Below are 20,211 nucleotides of genomic sequence, written 5' to 3'. Positions count from 1 at the left end.
ATTATTTTGTTGCTGTTAGCACAATATACGGCGAAAGCTGCTTGCTGTCAATGGGAATAATCTTGGTGAAAATTTTGCCGGTAAGCCAGATCAGTTTAAACAATGCCTTTACAGAACTAGGCTGCTGTGCCTTGTTTTCTAACCAGATGGTAAACTTGCCATAATAGCAGGAACGTACGTTTTTTAAGCCTAAAGCCTTGGCGTGGTCTGCCAGTAGTTTAGGATCCATGCAGTCTATGTTATGCTTGCTGTAATTCTCCGGGTCGAACTTGCGCTGCATCCAGCCGTTAACGCCCGTAAAGTTAGGAAGGGTGATGAGCAGGGAACCACCGGGTTTAACAAAATCAACATGGCGCGATATGATGTCGCGGGTATCTGTAAAATGCTCGATCAACCCGCAGGACAGCACTAAATCATACTGTTTCTTTGGGCTGTAGCTAAAGATATCGCCCTCGATAGCCGGGATGTCATTTTCGGAAAGCTGGTTTGCCGCAAGTACTTCATGTAGTATCTGCGGATGAATGTAATAATCGAACAGCGACGCATTCACCCCGAAGTAATTTTTAAGAAAAATAGCGTAATAGCCGGGGAAGCCACCCAGTTCAATGGCGCTTTCAATTTTGTTTTTACCGGTAATGCGGCGGATTACTTTATAAAACGTATGGTTAACCGGAACCTTAAAAGCCAGTCCCTTTTTCGATTCCCAATAGTTTGCCCAGAAGCTTTTGTCGGTAAGTTCGGTGTTCATTAGTCGCACAAATAAACAAAAAATCGGGAGCGTTTTACCGCCCCCGATCTAATTATTTCAGCTGCTTCATAATCTCTGAAACAGCGCGGTCTATCTGCGGGTCGGTATTGTTCAACCGGTCTGTAAAGGTGGTGTTTACCGTAATATCCGGTTTCACCCCTTCATGCTCAATGTCTTTGCCATCAAGGGTAAAACATCCCCAGGCGGGTATGCGGTAGCTTGATCCATCCACAAGGCCTTTCGCACTGGTAAAGATGATCCAGCGGTAGGTTTCCGTGCCGATGATCTTACCCAAGCCCAGCGCTTTGAATCCTTGTGCTGTCATCTCGCCATCGCTCAGCGTTTGCTCATTCACTAACAGTATGATCGGTTTCGCAGCCGGGGCAAAATTAGGCTGTTGCGTGCGCACGCCGCCGCGGTATTGCCATTGCAGGTAAGGTTTCTGCGACAGGAAACGTAATACGGCATCATGCACGTTACCACCGGTATTGTAGCGCAGATCAAGGATGAGGGCATCTTTACGATAGGCTTCGTCCACCATGTCTTCCAGGAAGCTTTCTAACGATGGCCCGCCCATATCTTTCATATACACATAGGCAATGCGGTCGTTACTTTTCTCTGCTACCATTTTCCGGTTGTTCTCAATCCAGTCGTCGTAAAGCTGGCCTTTCAGCTCATAACTGGCTTCCGGGTGGATCTTCACATTAACGGAAGTCCCGGCGCGATCAAAGGTGAGCTGCAACTCATCATCCAGCGAAGGTTTGGTAAAGTAGGCGTCGCGGTCCATGTTTTCATCCACCTTTACGCCATCGACCGCTACAAGTTTATCACCGGGCTGTACGTTTATTCCCTTACGGTCGGCCTTGCTGTTGTCAACAACAGCAGCTACTTTATACGGGTTGTTATTGTCGAATAAAATACCGGTCTCCATTGTGCGGTAGCGCAGGTTGGTGCGTTCCTCTGCACCAAAGGTGCTGAAGCCCATATGCGAAGAATTTAATTCGCCCAGCATGTCATTCAACATTAAACGCAGGTCTGCCCGGTTATTAATGTAAGGCAAAAATTCGGCATACTCGTCATGTATAGCCTTCCAGTTTACGCCGTGGAAATTACCGTCGTAGTAATTCTCTTCCAGTCCAGCCCATGATTCGTCAAACATCTGGCGGAACTCGCCTTCCAGGTTGCGGTTAAATTTCAGGCTCACGTCTACCCGGTCTACCTTGTTCTGGTCGAGGTTCAGTTTGTAAATGTTCCCGCCGAATAAAGCATAGTATTTATCGCCTCCCGAAATGATATCGTAGCTGAACAAGTTTTCCGCTCCGGCTACCTTTTCAGTCTTGTTGTTTTCGAAAGGTTCCAACGTGGTACGGTAAAGTGCGCGGCGTCCTTCGGCCTGGTCTGACACGAAGTATACGAATGTTTTAGTCCCTTTTTGAACAACATAAGGCGAGCTTTGCGAGCCAAAATCCGGACTGATCCTTTCCAGGCGCTTCATGATATCTTCCGTATCAATAACCAGGTCGGCTGCGGGTTTAGGTGCAGGCTGTTGCGAAACGGGTTTAGCGGCGCCGGTCTTTTTATCTTTCTGGTCTGCTGGTTTTGCCGGGTCTTCTTTTTTCTCTTCTTTAAACAGGTCGTTGAATTTATCCAGCTTGTAGTCTTCGTCGAATTTCTGTAGTGGCATGCGGTAAACATGAGCATCCTGCATACCGTACGGATAAGCAGGTTTGGTGCGCGAAGAAGCAAAGTAAATGTACCTGCCATCCGGCGACCAGAATGGATCTGCTTCCGTTACACCGCTGCTAGTAAGGTTGGTGGTTTTACCTGTATTGATGTTATACACAAAAACGTCCAGCTCGAAGTTGCGGTAAGCATTGTACACCACGTAGTCGCCATTGGGCGAGAAAAGCGGCTGAGTATTCTGGAAGCCCCAGAATTCGTCTTTCACAATAGTTTTGCTTTCCAAAGTGGCAGGGTTGAAAAGCCTTAATTCGTTACGGCCGCTCAGATAAACACCTTGCGTGCGTTTTTTATTGAAGATCAGCAGGCGGTCGCTTTGCTTGTCATTAGTTAACTGCTTTTCTTTTCCGTTTCCTGCGGCAGAGATCGTAAACAGATTTGGGTAACCGCCAACGGTACGCGCATAGATTAGGGTTTTATTATCCGGCATCCACTTCACTTCCAACACCCGCTCGCTGTTGCCGCGATCAATATGCTGAATGAACTTACCATCTGCGTCGCTGACAAATAGCTCGCCGCGCGATACATACGCCAGCTTCTTGCCATCGGGAGAAATATCCGCACCTTCGATATGGCCTGCTACATCAAACTCCTGCTCTTTTGGCAAAATATTATTGCGGTAGATGTTCAGGTTAAGTTTCTGTGTTTGTTTAGAAGCCACATCGTACACATACAACTGGTAATCGCGCTCGAAAGCCACCTTTGCCCCGTTAGCACTAACGATGGGACGTTTGATGGACGTTTTAAAATTGGTGAGTTGCGTCTTCTTTCCGTTTACGAAGGTGTACAGGTTGTATTCTTCGTTGCCTTCGTCAGAGACAAAGTAGATATCGCCTTTCTTATCCAGCGATGCCCAGAAATCTTTACCCTGCCAGGTGGTATATTGCTTGTACGCTTTGGTTTTAGGATTGTATGATTGGATATCCGGGTTGTACGCGCCTTTGTAATGTTTACGCGTAGGAAAGCGGTAACTTTCCCAGGTGTTGCTGAAAAACAGCTCGCCCGTTGTTGGGTGTTCAAAAATGCCATGGATGGTATTGAAGTAATTACCAAATACGCGGACAGGCGTTCCGCCTTCACGGCTTACTTTATAACCCGAAAATGCATTGTATCGTCCTGAAGTAAAGTAAATGGTTTTTGAATCCCAGCTCCATGAATCCACTTCGTCGCTGGCCTCGTGGTAGGTGAGCTGTTTAATTTCGCCACCGGCCAAAGGCATCACGTAGACATCGTTGTTGCCAAACTGGTTAGAAGAAAATGCCAGCCATTGGCCGTCTGGCGAAACACGCGGATTAGTTTCCTGCCCTTGCATAGCGGTAAGCCTAACAGCCGCCGGGTTGCCGATATCTGCCTTCCAGAGGTCGCCCTCGTAGCTGAAGATAACGGTTTTACCGTCGGGGGTAAGGGCAGGGTTAGAGGCAAAATAGGCCTGCGAAGCCTGCGCTTTTGCGCCCACCCCGGCAAATAATGAGAGAACAAAAAACAAGTAAGCTTTTTTCATGTAAAATAAAGGTTGTCTGTAGCGAATAAATGTATTTTTGAAGCATGCTGAAAGTAGTGCACTTAAACACTTATGATGGTAATGGTGGAGCCGGTAAAGCCTGCATCCGCCTTAACCAGGCATTGCTGAACGAAAATATCGATTCGAAAGTAATAGTGCACTATAAATTCGGTAAAAACCCGGCTATTCTTACTTTTAATGATAGCGTGGTAAAAAAAGGTTACACCGCCGCCACTATTATACTGGAACGGATACTCGCCAAGCGCTTCCTGAAACCCAATAAGCGCACCCCTTTTTCTTTTACCTGGTTTGGCCGTTCGGTGATCCACCATCCGGATGTTCAGAATGCAGACATCATTCACCTGCATTGGGTGAACCATAGTTTTTTAAACCCGGCCCACCTGGCAGAGCTGGCTAAGCTGAACAAACCTATCGTCTGGACGTTCCACGACAGTAACGCTTTTACAGGCGGTTGCCATGTGCGCTACACCTGCGACCACTACCAGCATCAATGCGGTTATTGCCCCTTGCTAAAGCACCCGGACGAGCACGACCAATCGAACAAGATCTGGCACCAGAAAAAACAGGCTTATGACGGGCTGAACTTCAGTATCATCGCGCCAAGTTCGTGGATGCTAAGCTCGGTTTTGATGAGCAGCCTGATGAAAGATAAAGCCATTAAGCAGGTTCCGAATACGCTGAATACCTCGGTATTTACCCCGCTTAAACAGGCAGAAGCGCGGGCTGCGCTAAACATTCCTGCTGATAAATTTATTTTCCTGAGCGGTTTTATGCCCTCGCGCAAAGACCTGCATAAAGGGACTGAATATCTGATGGAAAGCCTTAACATGCTGAAAGAACGCAGAGGGGTAAAAGCTGATGATATTGAACTGGTGATCTTCGGCAACCGCACCAATGACCCGCTTCCGGTTTTTCCATTTAAGACTACTTTTTTAGGTACTATTGGAAATGAGGAGAAATTAGCGCAGTGCTATGCAGCTGCGGATGCTTTTCTAATCCCATCCCTCGAAGATAATTTGCCTTACACCGTAATGGAAAGCCTGGCTTGCGGAACTCCGGTGATCGCCTTTACAACCGGTGGTATACCCGATATGGTACAGCACAAGCACAACGGTTACCTGGCTACCTACCGTTCTTCTGAAAGTTTTACAAAGGGAATGGAATGGGTGCTGGATTATTCGGACAAAGAGCAGCTAAGGCAGCAGGCCCGGCAAACCGTGATGGATAATTTTTCGGAGCAGGTGATCGCTCAAAAACATATTAAACTTTACCAGCAAGCACTAAAAACCACGGGTATTTAATGTTTCAGCCGAAGCTTAGCGTAATTACTGTTGTCTATAATAACGTTCGCGATATCGAGCGGACCGTTCAATCCGTCGTTCATCAAACTTACCGGAACATCGAATATATCGTGATCGACGGTGCTTCTTCCGACGGTACTTTAGCTATTCTTAAGCAGTACAGTAATGAAATTTCAAAGCTGATCAGCGAACCCGATAAGGGCATTTATGATGCCATGAACAAAGGCTTAGCTTTAGCTACTGGAGATTATGTGTTGTTTATGAATTCGGGCGATGAGATTTATGCACCTGATACGGTAACCAATATATTTGCCACTGCCGACGATGCAGACATTTATTACGGAGAAACCGAAATGATTAATGAGCAGGGTGAAAGCCTTGGCCAGCGCCGGCATAAAGCACCAGAACAATTTACCTGGCGCGACTTTAAGTACGGCATGAATATCAGCCACCAGGCGATCTATATCCGCCGTAGTTTGACCTCTCCGTATGATCCCGCTTATGGTTTAAGTGCCGACATCGACTGGATACTGAAAGCGGCCAGACAAGCTAAAAGCATTGTTAACGTGCATCAGTACGTGGCCAAGTACCTGGTGGGCGGTATGTCTAAGAAAAAGCACCGTCAAAGCCTGGTCGAGCGCTTTCAGATCATGCGGAAATACTACGGCCTGCTACCGACTATTGTTAATCATGGCATAATTGCTTTCAACCTCGGCTGGTACTGGTTAAAGCATCGAAGGACGAATGATTAAGGGCCTCTCCTAAATCCTCTCCAGGGGAGAGAACTTTTAGCTCCCTCCCTCGGGAGGGTTGGGGAGGGGTTTGAGTAGTTGCAAACTGAAGCAATTCTAATATCCTCTTACATCATACCTTCGAAGCCCCTCTCTTTCGGAGAGGGGTTGGGGAGAGGTAGTACCCCTTCCTCCTCCTTACCCCAGGAAGGAACCGCACGACCCTGGCTTCCCTTTATCTTCATAAAGTCACTCTTTTAGAAATGGGTTTGGGGAGAGGTCGCCTATTTCACCTCTCCTAAATCCTCTCCAGGGGAGAGGACTTCATGAATTTTTAGTTATTACAATTGTAATGCGAAGCCCCTCTCTTTCGGAGAGGGGTTAGGGGAGAGGTCGTATATTTTATCTATCCTAAGTCCTCGCCACAGGAGAGGACTTTTAGCTTTTTAAGGAGCCCCTCTCTTTCGGAGAGGGGTTTGGGGAGAGGTCGCCATTTTACCTCTCCTAAATCTCTCTTAGGAGAGGACTTTCCAACTCCCTCCCTCGGGAAGGTTGGGGAGGGTGTGAGTAGTTGCAAACTGAAGCAATTCTAATATCCTCTTACATCATACCTTCGAAGCCCCTCTCTTTCGGAGAGGGGTTTGGGGAGAGGTCGTACCCCTTCCTCCTCCTTCCCCGAGGAAGGAACCGCACAACCTGGCTTCCCTTTATTTTCATAAAGTCACTCTTTTAGAAATGGGGTTTGGGGAGAGCCGTGCTCCTTTTTAACAACAAAGTAATATTTGCTAACGTTATTAGCGTTTGGCCTTAACTTGTTGTATTTTTGAAGTAATGGAGTTTAAGTTAAATTCACACTATAAGCCTACCGGCGATCAGCCTGGCGCTATTAAGCAATTGGTTGAAGGCGTTGAGAGCGGCGAGCAGTATCAAACCCTTTTAGGGGTTACCGGTTCGGGTAAAACATTTACCGTTGCCAACGTTATTGCTGAAACGCAGCGCCCTACTTTGGTGCTTAGTCATAACAAAACTTTGGCTGCGCAGCTGTATGGCGAGTTTAAGCAGTTCTTCCCGGAGAACGCCGTGAACTACTTCGTGTCGTATTACGACTATTACCAGCCGGAAGCGTTTATCCCGACCACGAATACTTATATCGAGAAAGACCTGCAGATTAACGACGAGATTGAAAAGCTTCGTTTGCGAACTACTTCTTCGTTAATGGCTGGCAGAAGAGATGTAATTGTCGTATCATCCATATCCTGCATTTATGGTATGGGTAATCCGGAAGACTTTTCCAATTCTGTCTTCCGTTTTGCGGTGGGTACGCGTATCAGTCGCAATGCCTTTTTGCACCGCTTGGTAGAGATTTTATATTCAAGAACTACTGCCGATTTCAAACGCGGTACTTTCCGTGTAAAAGGTGATACCGTTGATATTTACCCGGCTTACCTGGACTATGCGTACCGCATTTCTTTCTATGGCGATGATATAGAAGAACTGAGCAGCTTTGATGTGAAGACAGGTAAAACCCTGGAGAAAATGGAGAACATGGTGCTGTTCCCGGCAAACTTGTATGTTGCTCCGCGAGACCGTTTTACCAAATCTATCTGGGCTATACAGGAAGAGCTGGAGATGCGTAAACAGCAGTTTTTAGATGAGAAGCGTTTCCTGGAAGCTAAACGACTGGAAGAAAGGGTGAACTACGACCTGGAGATGATCCGCGAGTTGGGCTATTGTTCGGGTATCGAGAACTACTCGCGCTTTTTTGATGGCCGTCGCCCAGGTGCGCGCCCGTTCTGTTTGCTGGACTACTTCCCCGATGATTACCTGATGGTGATTGATGAAAGCCACGTAACGGTTCCGCAGATCAGGGCTATGTATGGCGGCGACCGTTCGCGAAAAATTTCGCTGGTAGAATATGGTTTCCGTTTGCCTGCCGCATTGGATAACCGCCCGTTGAATTTCCAGGAATTTGAAGGCTTGGCGCCGCAGACTATTTATGTAAGTGCAACGCCGGGTGATTATGAACTGGAAAAATCTGGAGGTGTGGTGGTAGAGCAGGTGATCCGGCCAACCGGTTTGCTCGATCCTGAAATTGAAATCCGCCCGGTAATTAACCAGGTGGATGATCTGCTGGATGAAGTGGACAAAACCGTAAAATTGGGCGACCGCGTACTGGTAACTACACTAACCAAACGTATGTCTGAAGAGTTGGCTAAGTATATGGACCGTCTCGGCATCAAGTGCCGTTATATCCACTCCGAAGTGAAGACACTGGAACGTGTGGAGATTCTGAGAGGCTTGCGTTTAGGGGAGTTCGACGTGCTGATCGGGATCAACTTACTGCGCGAAGGTTTGGATTTGCCGGAAGTTTCGTTAGTAGCCATTCTGGATGCGGATAAAGAAGGCTTCTTACGTTCAGAACGTTCGCTGATACAAACCATTGGCCGCGCCGCACGTAACGACCGTGGCCGCGTTATTATGTATGCCGATACGATTACCGATTCTATGCAGATCACGATTGATGAAACTACCCGTCGGCGCGAAAAACAGATCGCTTATAATGAAGAACATGGTATTGTACCTAAAACGGTAGGTAAATCTAAAGAAGCCATTATAGAGCAAACATCTGTTGTAGACTTCAAGGGCGGCGTGCAGCGGGCATATGTAGAAGAAATTGATTCTGCTACCAGCATAGCAGCAGACCCGATTGTACAGTACATGACCAAAGCCGACCTGAAAAAGGCAATAGAGAACACGCGTAAAGAAATGGTGGCCGCTGCTAAGGATATGGACTTTTTGCAGGCAGCCAAGCTACGCGACGAGATGTTTGCTTTGGAAAAAATGTTAAGCGAAAAGTAAGCCATGCCAGATTATCAGCAAGTATTGAATGATATTGAAGTTCATGCTTTTGAAGGGATAAAGAGCTACTTTGAAGAAGGTGGTAACCCGAATGAAGTACATGACGGCGTACCGCTTTTCACCACTATGGTAGAAATGTACCTGCGTTCGCCCAGGTTTAAAACCTGCGTCCGTACCTTTATTAATTATGGGCTGGAGTTCGACGACGATGCATTGCTGGCTGTTTTGGCTGATGATGCCGAGAAATTGGAAAACCTGATCCAGGCAGATTCAGAAATTATTCATCGAACTTATTCGCGCTACAATAACACCTTTACGCCATTATCGGGAGCTACTTTGCTTCACTTTTGTGCAGAGTATAACCACGTAGACTGCGCGAAGGTGCTGGTAAAGCATGGCGCTAATGTGGATGTCCGCGCCGGGTATGACGAACATGGTTTCGGCGGGCAAACACCTGTTTTTCATACGGTGTGCCAACACAATCATAATTCATCCGCCATGATGAAGTTTTTGCTTACCAACGGTGCAGATCTGGAATATACTGTTAAGGGCCTGGTGTGGGGTAAGGGTTACGAGTGGGAAACCTTTATCCCAGCGGTAAACCCTATCAGTTATGCCAGCATGGGCATGTTGCCGCAGATGCACCGCAACCCTTTTACCATCGCCAACGTAATTTCAGAATTGATTAAACATGCTTACGGGATCAGTTATACACTGCCTAACATTCCAAATGCCTATCTTAAAAAGTAACGCTGCGGAAAAACTGTTTGCAATTTTGAAACTTTTGTGACACTAATCATTTGATACTTAGTTGCAAACACCGTACTTAGTGGCTGATGAAACTGTTATCGGTGATATTAATAGCATGCATGTTTTTCCTTACCGCGTTTAGCGGTTTGGAGCGGGCGGAAGCTATGCCGGTGAAAAAGCTTCATCAATGCTGTAAAAAAATGGCTGGCAAAGTGGCTTGTCATCACCAAGACAACAAAGCAGATAGTGGTTGTGATAAGCCTGCTTGCACCATGATGTTCTCTTGCAGTCTTTGCGGGTTTATCGTTACAGAACCTGTCCGGATAACTATTACTCCGGCGTATGCACTTCCGAAGCCGGTTTCTCTCTATAAAATGGGCGATCTGTCTGCTTACCATGCTTCCAACTGGAAACCGCCACGCACCTGTTAAGTAATTTTCCAGACCAACCTAAACCGTTGTACTTCTTGAAATTATTTAACATTTAAAATTTTAAAAAAATGAAAAAATTAAGTTTAAGTGTGCTGGCAATCGCTTTTGCCGCAACTTCTTTAATGGCTAATAATGTAGTAGTTGTAAAAAAAGCTAAAGCAAAACAAACCTCTTGCTGCAGCAAAGAAAACTGCACCAAAAAGGCAGATTGCCCAAAACCAACCAAGGATTGTCCTTGTAAATAATTGATATAGCTACGAGCCTCCCTGAATAAAGGAGGCTCGTTATTAATACATCAGCTAATGAACAAGTTTAAAGCCATACACATTTTCAGGATCGGCCTCGGTATCAATATGCTGATGCACGGCATCGTCCGTATACCTAACTTGCCTGCTTTTGTAGCTAAATCGGGTGCAGCTTTTGGTTCCACTATTCTGCCGCCAGCGTTGACGAACGCGTTTTTGTATGTGTTGCCTTTTTTAGAGGCGCTTACCGGGTTACTGATCTTATTAGGCGGCAGACTTAGTCGCCTTGGATATATCACCGGTGGGTTAATCATCAGTGTGTTGATTTTCGGTACAACCCTCCTGCAGGATTGGGGGCTGGCCGGGCAGCAGGTAGTTTATATCATTGCTTTCGCTTTAGCCCTGTACCTGCATGACCAGCAGGAGACATCGTCCCTATCATAAACAAACTTTTTATTCGTTATTAAACTTATATTTGTAAGCTAAAATTTTAGAAAATGATACTGATTAGGCTCCTGATCATCTCTATATGCGTGTTATACATTATTAAAAGTCTGGCCCGCATTTTTCTTCCTATGTTGTTCCAGGGTTTGGTAAACAAGGCCCAGCAACAGCAAAATCAGCAACAATACCGCGAACAGCAACGCCCTAACGGTAGTATCCGGGTAGATTATATGCCCCCGGCGCAAAAGAAATCCGTACCCGACTCTGAAGGGGAGTTCATCGACTACGAAGAGCTTAAATAACCATGCTGCCCAAGGAAGTATTTAACCGCAGGCACCATGGCACGCCGTGGATCTTCAGCCTGATTGTGGTGGATGCCATCCTGGTATGCTTCGTAGTTCCGTTTTATGCGCATTGTGCGCCGCTCAACTGGTTTTTCTGGATATTTATAGCAGGAATGGCTGCATACAATGCCTATACGATCTATTTCAACCGTGAGGATTTTGGTCGCATTAACCTCATTTCTTATCTCATCTTCATCGTTATTTTAATTGCAGGCATCCTGCTGATTTTAAACAGCGGCTGCGGTACTACCGCCTGAAAAACAAATCGTTTCTATTCTCGGTCAAATTCCTATTTTTGGAATTCAATTTTTAGAATTAAATGAACAATTGGTTAAAGCGCAATGGCATACACCTGGCCATTACCGGAATTTTTATAGTAATCTGTTTTATTTACTTCCTTCCGGCGTTTCAGGGTAAGGTGTTAAGCCAGGGCGATGTGATTCGCGCGCAGGCTACTCAAAAAGAAATTATGGACGTCAAGGCCAAAACGGGAACTGCCCCGCTTTGGACTAACAGCATGTTCGGCGGTATGCCCGCCTACCAGATCTGGACGTTCTTCCCTTCAAATGCCACTACCTGGGTAGTAAAAGTAGTAAAGGACATTTTCCCGAACCCGGTAGATACCGTGCTGATCATGCTTTTAGGCGCATATCTATTGTTCTGCGTACTGAAGCTTAACCCATGGCTTGCCGCTGCCGGCGCTATTGCGTTTACATTCTCCACCTATAATATTATCCTGCTTGATGCCGGGCATGCTAACCAGGCGTTTGCGATTGCATTTTTTGCACCGATCATTGCAGGTATCTTGCTGACGCTCCGCGGAAGGTACTGGTTGGGTGGCGCGCTTACGGCGTTCTTCCTGGCAATGGAAATCCGTGCGAACCACATCCAGATGACGTATTACCTGATGATCGCTATCCTGGTATTGGTTGGTATCGAATTGTACCACGCGATCAAAGCAAAACAAACCAAGCCCTTCTTTACGTCTATTGTTTACCTGGCTGCTGCTACGCTTTTGGCGCTTGCAGTGAATGCTTCTATGTTGTGGACCACCTATGAGTACGGCAAAGAATCAAACCGTGGTAAATCCAACCTTACCCAGCATACTTCAGAGCCATCTAATGGTTTAGACAAAGAATACGCCTACCAATGGAGCCAGGGTGTGGGTGAATGTTTCACTTTCCTGGTGCCGAATGCTTACGGCGGTGGCGCGATCACCCCGGTGCAGGAGAATTCTAAAGTGGTGCAAACCCTTACCCAAAAAGGTGCTTCGCCGGAACAGGCGCAAGGACTTGCACAGCAATTGGGTACTTATTGGGGGAATAAGCCATTTACAGAAGGTCCGTTCTATTTTGGCGCAGGAATTTGCTTCCTGTTCATTTTAGGCTTGCTGATTGTTAAGAGCAGGTTGAAATGGTGGCTGCTGGCAGTTACCGTCCTGACGATGTTCCTGTCATTCGGTAAGAACCTGCCGTTCCTGTCAGACCTGTTCTTCAACTACTTCCCGTTATACAACAAGTTCCGCGCGGTTGAATCAATTTTAGCTGTAGCCGGTTTGTGTGTGCCGATATTAGCCTTACTGGCCGTACAGGAAGTGATCGCCGGAAAAGACGAACAATACTTGTTAAAGAAATTGTACATCGCCGGTGGTATCGCCGGTGGCTTGACCCTGATCTTACTGGCAGTGCCGGAACTGTTCTTGAGCTTTAAAGGACCAGAACACCAGAACATGATCGCCCAGCTTACACAAATGCTTGGGGGCGATTCTGGTACTGCTAACAGCATTGCCAGCGCATTGATCGAAGACCGTAAGTCGTTAGAGCAGCATGATGCAATCCGCTCGCTGATCTTTATTGTGATTGCGTTTGGCCTGGTTTGGGCTTTGATTAAACATAAGCTGAATGTGGCTACTGCCTCTATTGGCTTCCTGATCCTGGCGTTGGTAGATATGTGGACGGTAGATAAACGCTTCCTTTCTGAAGACCATTTTGGCGAAAAGCAGGAACTTTCGCAACAGATCAAACCGCGCGAGGTTGATCAGTTTATTCTCCGCGATACCGATCCGGATTTCCGCGTGCTGGATTTGACAAGCGATCCGTTCACCAACGCATTTACCTCTTATTATCATAAAAGCATCGGCGGCTACCACGCTGCTAAGTTAAAACGTTACCAGGAACTGATCGATAATCAATTAACTAAATCTGTTAACCAGGATGTGCTGGATATGCTGAATACCAAGTACATCATCAATTCTGATCCAAAAAATCAGCAGGCGAGCATGCAGGTGAACCAAACCGCTTGCGGACATGCCTGGTTCGTGAAGAATGTGAAGTACGTAGATAACGCCGATCAGGAAATGCAAGCCATCAGCAGCTTCGACCCTAAGAATGAGGCGATCGTTGATAAACGTTTCCGTAAACTGATTGACGAGAAACAGAACCAGGTAGACCCAACCGCGACACTAACGTTAACCAGCTACGCACCGGATCATATGGTTTATCAGAGCGGCGCAACCGCGACAATGGTGGCTGTTTTCTCTGAAATTTATTATGACAAGGGCTGGAAAATGCTGATCGATGGTAAAGAGCAGCCTTATTTCCGCGCAGACTATATCCTGCGTGCAGCGCAAATTCCGTTGGGTAACCATAAGATTGAATTTGTATTCCACCCAACTTCTTATTATACAGGTGAAGGTATTTCCCTGGCCGGTTCAATCCTGTTGGCACTGGCATTAGGAGGCGTAGCCTTCCGCGAGTACAAAAAGAAGCCGGAACCTGCGACACCGCAGAAAAAATAAAAGATACAAATAGCACAGGCACCGCGAGGTGCCTTTTTGCTTATCAATACTTTTATAAGGTTGGCTTATTTTACCAAACCGGCGCTGCCGCCAACCCAGGTAAAATCTTTGTTGTAACGTACGCCGATCATCTTGCCACGGCTAAGCCTGGCCAGGTTAATGGCTAAGGTAGGCCGTTCATCGCCATCGGGCCAAAGGTACAACAGCCTGATCTCGGCTTTTACGCCACCCTCCGGCGATTGCACAACAGGCGCATAATTCACTTTCTGCTGCAGTATCCAGTTTTCGGGGTCTTTAAGCTGCCGGATGCTGCTTTCCGTTACATCTATCATTACACCCTGCCCCGCAAAAGAAAACAAAGGCTTCAATACAAAGCCTGCTAAATTTTCGGGTAGTTGCTTTAAGTCGTTAACAAACCGGCTCACAGGGATGTAATCGCCTTTCAGGAACGGCATGGTATACTTGCTAATGCGATAGAACCAGTTGGGGTGCGTAATCCACTCCACGTCCAAAGGCTTGCGAATGTCTACCACCTTGTCAAATATCTTTGGATCATTGTCAATTTCGTCGAAGATCAACCGGTTATATATCCGCTTGATCCGCAGCACTTCGCCTTCTTTCTCGTAAAACAATTGCCCGTTATGCTCGCGTAATTCCTCCAGGGATACAATTGGAATCCCCAGGTATTGAGAAGTAAGGTGAAAATCGACCACTGTTTTTTGCTGCCTGGCGTTCACGTCCATCAGCACTACTTCGCTTGGTAGGTATTTCCCAAGGATAGTTCTTTCCAGCAGTTTAAGGTAAGTATCCTTATCCAAGCCACTGAGGTAAGGTTGCCAGGTATCATCAATATCATAAACTTCTTTACACGTCTCCGAAAGATAAACCTGGAATCCGTACAAAGAGGGAAAGCCTTGCAGCTCGATCAGCTTAGGGGCAAGGTTGCCTGCATCGTCACGGCAAACGCCAAAGTCTAAAGCGATAAAATGCGGATGGTTATTCTCGTTCGGTATGCGCCACTTTTCCGGGATGGCGTTTTCTGTCAGCTGCTTGAAATCTGGTTGAAGGATGGTTTGAATAATCTCTTCGCCGGCAGCGATCAGTTGATCGCGAAAAGCGTCCGGGATAAACACTGGTGTTTCGGCAACACGAAAAGCAACAGGCGCTGGTAAGCCGCTATTCAGTTTGTTCAGCAGATCGCGGTATTTCGCTTCGCTGAAATTTTCGTTAAAACTTTTACGTGCTGAAGGTTCCATGGGATAGTTTGGCTGTTTCCTATGTAGTGCTTAGGGTGTTGTGTGTCGTTCTTAATTGTTTTACCCTTCGACAAGCTCAGGGTGATATCCGGAATAAGTTGTTTCGCTTTTGTCATGCTGGGCCCGTCGAAGCATTCTTCATCGTTTGCCCTTCGACAAGCTCAGGGTGACATCCGGAATAAGTCGATTCGCTTATGTCATGCTGAGCCTGTCGAAGCATTCTCAACCATTTTTGCCCTTCGATAAGGGGTGACCTCTGGAATAAGTTAATTCGCTCTTGTCATGCTGAGCCTGTCGAATCATCATCAATTATTTTTGCCCTTCGACAAATTCAGGGTGACATCCGGAATAAGTTATTCGCTTTGTCATGCTGAGCTTGTCGAAGCACCCTTATGAAAAGATTTTATCTACAACTTTGTTTTGGGCTTTCTTGACAACTCTGGCAATAACTCCCATTGTTGATCAATAAGTGCCTCTTTCTTTTTACGACTCCATCCCTTTACCTGCTTTTCGAACGCAATGGCTTGATTAATATCAATAAACCGTTCAAAAAATACAAGTTTTACAGGACGCCTGTTATAAGTATAAGCAAAGTTATTCAACCCAGTCTGATGTTCGTGTAAGCGCCTTTCCAAATCGTTTGTAATACCTGTATAATAGGAATTGTCACGACACTTGAGTATATATACAAAATATTGGTACATCTCAATACGAGTTGACTTGATAATTCTCAGGATACAATAAGAGAGCACAACTTCCCCAATAATTATCATTTATCGGGCAGGCTGCTGATACGTTGCCAGAGCGTGTGAAGTAACTTAAATGGCTATTAGAGCTATTAAAGCTAAATTAGGAAGCGATGATATGCGGGGTATGGCTTATTCCGAATGCCTTTACCTGTTGGGCAATAGCATCCGCATCATAACCACACTCGGCCCATAGCTCAGGCTGCTCACCATGTTCAATAATACGGTCTGGAATACCCAGGCGGACAACGTGTGCCTGGTAATTATGGTCGGCCATAAATTCAAGCACTGCACTACCCATACCACCTTCAAGGCAACCATCTTCAACGGTAATCACATGCTGGTATTTGCTAAACACTTCGTGCAGCAGGGCTTCGTCAAGCGGTTTAACAAAACGAAGGTCATAATGGGCAGGATAGTAGCCTTCGGCATTCAGCGAAGCGGTAGCATTTACGGCCTCGTTACCGATATGACCAATGGTGAGAATAGCTACATCAACACCGTCGCAAATTTTACGGCCTTTGCCTACAGGCAGGGCTTTAAACGGACGTTTCCAGTCTACCATGACACCATTACCACGCGGATAACGGATCACGAACGGCCCCATGTTTTCCAACTGGGCGGTATACATCAGGTTACGCAGCTCTTCCTCGTTCATCGGGGAAGAGATGATCATATTCGGGATGCAACGGAAGTAAGCAAGGTCATAAGCGCCGTGGTGGGTAGGTCCGTCGGCACCGGCGATACCGGCGCGGTCAAGGCAAAGCACCACGTTTAGTTTTTGAATAGCAACGTCATGCACTACCTGGTCATAGGCACGTTGCATAAAGCTGGAGTAAATATTACAGAAAGGCACCAAACCCTGAGTAGCTAAACCAGCGCTAAAGGTTACGGCATGCTGTTCGGCAATACCTACGTCAAACGCCCGGTTAGGCATGGCCTTCATCATCAGGTTAAGCGAACTACCGCTGGGCATAGCCGGGGTAATACCCATAATTTTCTTGTTCTGCTCGGCCAGTTCAATAATGGTATGGCCAAAAACATCCTGGTACTTAGGCGGCTGCGGCTTTTCGTGGTAAGTTTTCTTTATTTCGCCGGTAATTTTATCAAACAAACCTGGCGCATGCCACTTGGTCTGGTCTTTTTCGGCGAGCGCATAGCCTTTACCTTTTACGGTAACACAATGCAGGATTTTTGGTCCGGGGATTTCGCGTAGATCACGCAGTACCTTTACCAGGTGTTTCACGTCATGCCCGTCAGTAGGCCCAAAATATCTGAACTTCAGCGACTCGAATAAGTTGCTTTGTTTCAGTAATGTCCCTTTGATGCTTTTTTCTATTTTCTTGGCTATTTTAAAAGCATCAGGGCCAACCTGCGAAAGTTTACCCAGTACATAAGCCATATCATCGCGGAAACGGTTATATGGCTTTGAAGTAGTAATATCTGTAAGGTATTCTTTCAGCGCGCCTACATTAGGGTCTATCGACATGCAGTTATCATTCAGGATAACCAGTATGTTAGAATTCTCAATACCTGCATGGTTCAGCGCTTCAAATGCCATACCGGCCGTCATGGCGCCGTCGCCGATAACGGCAACGTGCTGGCGGTCATACTCGCCTTTGTAGTGCGATGCAACAGCCATACCCAGGGCAGCAGAAATAGAGGTAGAAGAGTGCCCCACGCCGAAGGTATCATATTCGCTTTCAGAGCGTTTTGGGAAACCGCTGATGCCGCCATAAACCCGGTTAGTATGGAAGTTATCCCGGCGGCCGGTCAGTATTTTATGTCCGTAAGCCTGGTGACCAACATCCCACACCAATTGGTCGTAGGGCGTATTTAGCACATAGTGCAAAGCAACCGTCAGTTCCACCACGCCTAAACTGGCGGCAAAATGGCCACCGTTTACCGATACCACATCAATAATATACTGACGCAGCTGCTGACAAACCTGTTCCAGTTCGTCTTCGCTAAATTGCTTTAAATCAGCGGGTGAGTTGATTTTTTTTAATAAATCTCCGGCAGGTACTTGCATTGACATCCTATACGGTATTTGAACTTACAAAGTAAGTCATTTTTGCGGTAATAGTAGTGACAAATATTTTTATGATAAGTTTTAACAGCTATCAGTTTTTAGGTTGTGAATGCTGCTCGCAAGTTGGCCTTTCGCCTGTTTTAACAATAAAATTCAGGCTTAAGTTCCTGTTACTCCTAATATTATCTATCTTTACGGCTCTTTATGCCCGAAGATCATTTCGAAATAAGATTACCTCAGTTCGAGGGACCCTTTGATCTTTTGCTTTTCTTCATAGAACGGGATGAGCTGGATATTCACGACATCCCCATTGCACGCATCACGGACGATTTTCTGAACTATATTCAACAGATGAGCAGTCTGAATATGGAGATTGCCAGCGAGTTTATCTTCGTCGCCGCGACCCTGATGCGCATCAAGGCGAAAATGCTGCTGCCCAGATATGATGCGGAAACGGGCGCAGAGATAGACCCGAAGGAAGACCTGGTGCGAAAGCTGATCGAATACAAACGATTTAAGCTGGTATGTGAAGAGTTACGCCCTATGGAAGAGGAGCGGCTGCAGCACGAGAAGCGGGGTAATATTGCCTATGACCTACAGCAGGTGGAAGAAGTGGTACAGCCTGGCGAAGAGTTAAGCAGCCTGAGCCTTTACCGCCTGATGCTCACTTATGAACGCGTAACCAAACGCTGGCTAACCCGTACCGAGCCTGTTAAGCATACCGTGGTACAGTATCCTTATACCATTGAGCAGCAAAAGCAGGCGATATCCGAGCTGCTGGCAATTAATAAACGGCTGGAGTTTGCCACTATTTCAAAAATCTCTGAAAACAAAGTTCATTTTGTGTACAATTTCTTAGCTTTATTGGAAATGTTGCAACAGCAGTTAATTAAAATTCAGATTGGTACGGGGTATAATAACTTTTGGGTTGCACCCGCAGAAACCACCTGATTTTGAAACTTATACGTTGTTAATAATTATATGAAAAGAGATAAATTAATTTTTAACCTGCTCGAAGAAGAGCAGGACCGCCAGGAGAAAGGCCTTGAGCTGATCGCCTCTGAAAATTTTGTGAGCAAACAGGTAATGGAAGCGGCAGGCTCTGTTGCAACCAACAAGTATGCAGAGGGTTTGCCAGGCAAGCGCTACTATGGCGGTTGCGAAATTGTTGATGAGATTGAAACGATTGCTATCGAGCGTGCAAAGCAATTGTTCAATGCAGAGTGGGTAAACGTTCAGCCGCATTCTGGTGCGCAGGCTAATGCAGCAGTAATGTTGGCGTGTTTAAATCCGGGTGATAAAATTTTAGGTTTCGACCTTTCTCATGGCGGACACCTTACACACGGTTCGCCGGTAAACTTTTCGGGTAAATTATACCAGCCGTTCTTTTACGGCGTGAACCAGGAGACCGGCCGTGTAGATTACGATCAGCTGCGCGAAACAGCTTTGCGCGAAAAACCAAAAATGATCATCTGCGGTGCATCAGCTTATTCACGTGATTGGGATTACGCCTTCATCCGCCAGGTAGCAGACGAAATTGGTGCCCTGGTATTGGCCGATATTTCTCACCCTGCGGGTTTAATTGCACGCGGTTTGCTGACAGATCCGCTTCCGCATTGCCATATCGTAACTACTACTACCCATAAAACCCTGCGCGGCCCGCGTGGCGGCATGATCATGCTGGGTAAAGATTTCGAAAATCCGTTCGGGCATAAAACCCCTAAAGGCGAGATCAGGCAGATGTCTTCATTGCTGGATATGGCTGTTTTTCCGGGTACGCAAGGTGGCCCGCTGGAGCATATCATTGCTGCTAAAGCAGTAGCGTATGGCGAGGCATTGAGCGATCCGTATATGAAATACATTATCCAGGTAAAGAAAAATGCAGCTGCAATGGCAAGCGCTTTTGTTAACCTTGGCTATAATATCGTTTCTGGCGGAACCGACAATCATTTGATCCTGATTGATCTTCGTAATAAGAACATCACCGGTAAAGCGGCAGAGAACGCATTGGTTCAGGCTGATATTACCGTGAACAAAAATATGGTGCCTTTTGACGATAAATCTCCATTCGTAACATCAGGTATCAGGGTGGGTACTGCTGCCTTGACAACCAGGGGTTTTAAAGAAAAACAAATGGAAGAGGTAGTAGGCCTGATTGATGCCGTAATTAACAATCCGGACAGCGAACATTTCCTGAAAAAAGTTCGTAAAAGCGTTCACACTCTGACAGAAAAGTTCCCTCTGTACAAGTAGTTGAAAGTGCGA

The 20,211-nt window shown here is 46.4% G+C and carries 17 protein-coding genes; 12 read left to right on the top strand and 5 right to left on the bottom strand.

The genetic code is table 11. The annotated features are described in order from the left end of the window. Position 1: 1 nt before the first annotated feature. Both MUY27_RS13470 and MUY27_RS13465 read right to left on the bottom strand, forming a co-directional pair. Entirely contained in the window at positions 2-748 is a 747-nt protein-coding gene (locus tag MUY27_RS13470; RefSeq protein WP_245130558.1) for a class I SAM-dependent methyltransferase, read from the bottom strand. 52 nt (positions 749-800) lie between these two features. After that, positions 801-3,989: a S41 family peptidase gene (locus MUY27_RS13465; protein ID WP_245130557.1), complete on the bottom strand. Its 3,189-nt coding sequence runs from the start codon at positions 3,987-3,989 to the stop codon at positions 801-803. Positions 3,990-4,033: 44 nt separating this feature from the next. Between MUY27_RS13465 and MUY27_RS13460 the strand changes: the two genes are divergently transcribed. From MUY27_RS13460 to MUY27_RS13415, 10 genes are all read left to right on the top strand, one after another. After that, on the top strand, positions 4,034-5,311 hold the full coding sequence (locus MUY27_RS13460; protein WP_245130556.1) for a glycosyltransferase: 1,278 nt from the start codon (positions 4,034-4,036) through the stop codon (positions 5,309-5,311). Then, positions 5,311-6,063: a glycosyltransferase family 2 protein gene (locus MUY27_RS13455; protein ID WP_245130555.1), complete on the top strand. Its 753-nt coding sequence runs from the start codon at positions 5,311-5,313 to the stop codon at positions 6,061-6,063. Before MUY27_RS13460 ends, MUY27_RS13455 begins: the two co-directional genes overlap by 1 nt. 810 nt (positions 6,064-6,873) lie before the next feature. Further along, positions 6,874-8,901 carry an excinuclease ABC subunit UvrB gene (uvrB, locus tag MUY27_RS13450; protein ID WP_245130554.1) on the top strand — a complete coding sequence of 676 codons (2,028 nt, stop codon included), beginning with the start codon at positions 6,874-6,876 and terminating at the stop codon, positions 8,899-8,901. Between the two features lie 3 nt (positions 8,902-8,904). Next, the gene (locus MUY27_RS13445; RefSeq protein WP_245130553.1) at positions 8,905-9,651 is read left to right on the top strand and encodes an ankyrin repeat domain-containing protein; all 747 of its coding nucleotides are present in this window, start codon (positions 8,905-8,907) and stop codon (positions 9,649-9,651) included. Between the two features lie 86 nt (positions 9,652-9,737). Then, complete coding sequence (locus tag MUY27_RS13440) at positions 9,738-10,082, top strand: hypothetical protein (RefSeq protein ID WP_245130552.1); 345 nt, start codon at positions 9,738-9,740, stop codon at positions 10,080-10,082. Between the two features lie 68 nt (positions 10,083-10,150). After that, positions 10,151-10,327 (top strand): hypothetical protein, encoded by a 177-nt coding sequence (locus MUY27_RS13435; protein WP_245130551.1) that lies wholly within the window; start codon positions 10,151-10,153, stop codon positions 10,325-10,327. A 57-nt stretch (positions 10,328-10,384) separates the two neighbouring features. After that, the gene (locus tag MUY27_RS13430) at positions 10,385-10,771 is read left to right on the top strand and encodes a hypothetical protein (RefSeq protein WP_245130550.1); all 387 of its coding nucleotides are present in this window, start codon (positions 10,385-10,387) and stop codon (positions 10,769-10,771) included. 53 nt (positions 10,772-10,824) lie between these two features. After that, positions 10,825-11,073, top strand: a complete 249-nt coding sequence (locus MUY27_RS13425; protein WP_245130549.1) for a DUF4834 family protein — start codon at positions 10,825-10,827, stop codon at positions 11,071-11,073. A gap of 2 nt (positions 11,074-11,075) precedes the next feature. Beyond that, entirely contained in the window at positions 11,076-11,372 is a 297-nt protein-coding gene (locus MUY27_RS13420; RefSeq protein WP_245130548.1) for a hypothetical protein, read from the top strand. Between the two features lie 62 nt (positions 11,373-11,434). Then, entirely contained in the window at positions 11,435-13,912 is a 2,478-nt protein-coding gene (locus tag MUY27_RS13415) for a YfhO family protein (protein WP_245130547.1), read from the top strand. A 65-nt stretch (positions 13,913-13,977) separates the two neighbouring features. Here MUY27_RS13415 and MUY27_RS13410 read toward each other — a convergent pair whose 3' ends face one another. From MUY27_RS13410 to dxs, 3 genes are all read right to left on the bottom strand, one after another. Then, positions 13,978-15,168, bottom strand: coding sequence for a hypothetical protein (locus MUY27_RS13410; RefSeq protein WP_245130546.1), 1,191 nt, complete (start codon positions 15,166-15,168; stop codon positions 13,978-13,980). Between the two features lie 407 nt (positions 15,169-15,575). Beyond that, positions 15,576-15,872 carry a GIY-YIG nuclease family protein gene (locus MUY27_RS13405; protein WP_245130919.1) on the bottom strand — a complete coding sequence of 99 codons (297 nt, stop codon included), beginning with the start codon at positions 15,870-15,872 and terminating at the stop codon, positions 15,576-15,578. Between the two features lie 145 nt (positions 15,873-16,017). Next, positions 16,018-17,946 carry a 1-deoxy-D-xylulose-5-phosphate synthase gene (dxs, locus tag MUY27_RS13400; RefSeq protein WP_245130916.1) on the bottom strand — a complete coding sequence of 643 codons (1,929 nt, stop codon included), beginning with the start codon at positions 17,944-17,946 and terminating at the stop codon, positions 16,018-16,020. Between the two features lie 204 nt (positions 17,947-18,150). Between dxs and MUY27_RS13395 the strand changes: the two genes are divergently transcribed. Together MUY27_RS13395 and MUY27_RS13390 are read left to right on the top strand one after the other, a co-directional pair. Continuing rightward, on the top strand, positions 18,151-18,897 hold the full coding sequence (locus MUY27_RS13395) for a segregation and condensation protein A (protein WP_245130545.1): 747 nt from the start codon (positions 18,151-18,153) through the stop codon (positions 18,895-18,897). A gap of 30 nt (positions 18,898-18,927) precedes the next feature. Then, a complete protein-coding gene (locus MUY27_RS13390; protein WP_245130544.1) occupies positions 18,928-20,199 on the top strand; it encodes a serine hydroxymethyltransferase in 1,272 nt (423 codons plus the stop codon). Positions 20,200-20,211 lie beyond the last annotated feature (12 nt).

The organism is Mucilaginibacter straminoryzae, from assembly GCF_022953055.1.
GTDB classification, from domain to species: Bacteria; Bacteroidota; Bacteroidia; order Sphingobacteriales; family Sphingobacteriaceae; genus Mucilaginibacter; species Mucilaginibacter straminoryzae.
Note: the sequence above shows the minus strand (reverse complement) of the source record. Positions and strands in the feature narration are given on the sequence as shown.

Bases quoted from the DNA above. Each gene is read 5' to 3' on its own strand.
- MUY27_RS13435 (WP_245130551.1), top strand. From the start codon at position 10,151: ATGAAAAAATTAAGTTTAAGTGTGCTGGCAATCGCTTTTGCCGCAACT.
- MUY27_RS13460 (WP_245130556.1), top strand. From the start codon at position 4,034: ATGCTGAAAGTAGTGCACTTAAACACTTATGATGGTAATGGTGGAGCC.
- MUY27_RS13410 (WP_245130546.1), bottom strand. From the start codon at position 15,168: ATGGAACCTTCAGCACGTAAAAGTTTTAACGAAAATTTCAGCGAAGCG.
- MUY27_RS13455 (WP_245130555.1), top strand. From the start codon at position 5,311: ATGTTTCAGCCGAAGCTTAGCGTAATTACTGTTGTCTATAATAACGTT.
- MUY27_RS13415 (WP_245130547.1), top strand. From the start codon at position 11,435: ATGAACAATTGGTTAAAGCGCAATGGCATACACCTGGCCATTACCGGA.
- dxs (WP_245130916.1), bottom strand. From the start codon at position 17,946: ATGCAAGTACCTGCCGGAGATTTATTAAAAAAAATCAACTCACCCGCT.
- MUY27_RS13395 (WP_245130545.1), top strand. From the start codon at position 18,151: ATGCCCGAAGATCATTTCGAAATAAGATTACCTCAGTTCGAGGGACCC.
- uvrB (WP_245130554.1), top strand. From the start codon at position 6,874: ATGGAGTTTAAGTTAAATTCACACTATAAGCCTACCGGCGATCAGCCT.
- MUY27_RS13405 (WP_245130919.1), bottom strand. From the start codon at position 15,872: ATGTACCAATATTTTGTATATATACTCAAGTGTCGTGACAATTCCTAT.
- MUY27_RS13420 (WP_245130548.1), top strand. From the start codon at position 11,076: ATGCTGCCCAAGGAAGTATTTAACCGCAGGCACCATGGCACGCCGTGG.
- MUY27_RS13445 (WP_245130553.1), top strand. From the start codon at position 8,905: ATGCCAGATTATCAGCAAGTATTGAATGATATTGAAGTTCATGCTTTT.
- MUY27_RS13465 (WP_245130557.1), bottom strand. From the start codon at position 3,989: ATGAAAAAAGCTTACTTGTTTTTTGTTCTCTCATTATTTGCCGGGGTG.
- MUY27_RS13425 (WP_245130549.1), top strand. From the start codon at position 10,825: ATGATACTGATTAGGCTCCTGATCATCTCTATATGCGTGTTATACATT.
- MUY27_RS13440 (WP_245130552.1), top strand. From the start codon at position 9,738: ATGAAACTGTTATCGGTGATATTAATAGCATGCATGTTTTTCCTTACC.
- MUY27_RS13390 (WP_245130544.1), top strand. From the start codon at position 18,928: ATGAAAAGAGATAAATTAATTTTTAACCTGCTCGAAGAAGAGCAGGAC.
- MUY27_RS13470 (WP_245130558.1), bottom strand. From the start codon at position 748: ATGAACACCGAACTTACCGACAAAAGCTTCTGGGCAAACTATTGGGAA.
- MUY27_RS13430 (WP_245130550.1), top strand. From the start codon at position 10,385: ATGAACAAGTTTAAAGCCATACACATTTTCAGGATCGGCCTCGGTATC.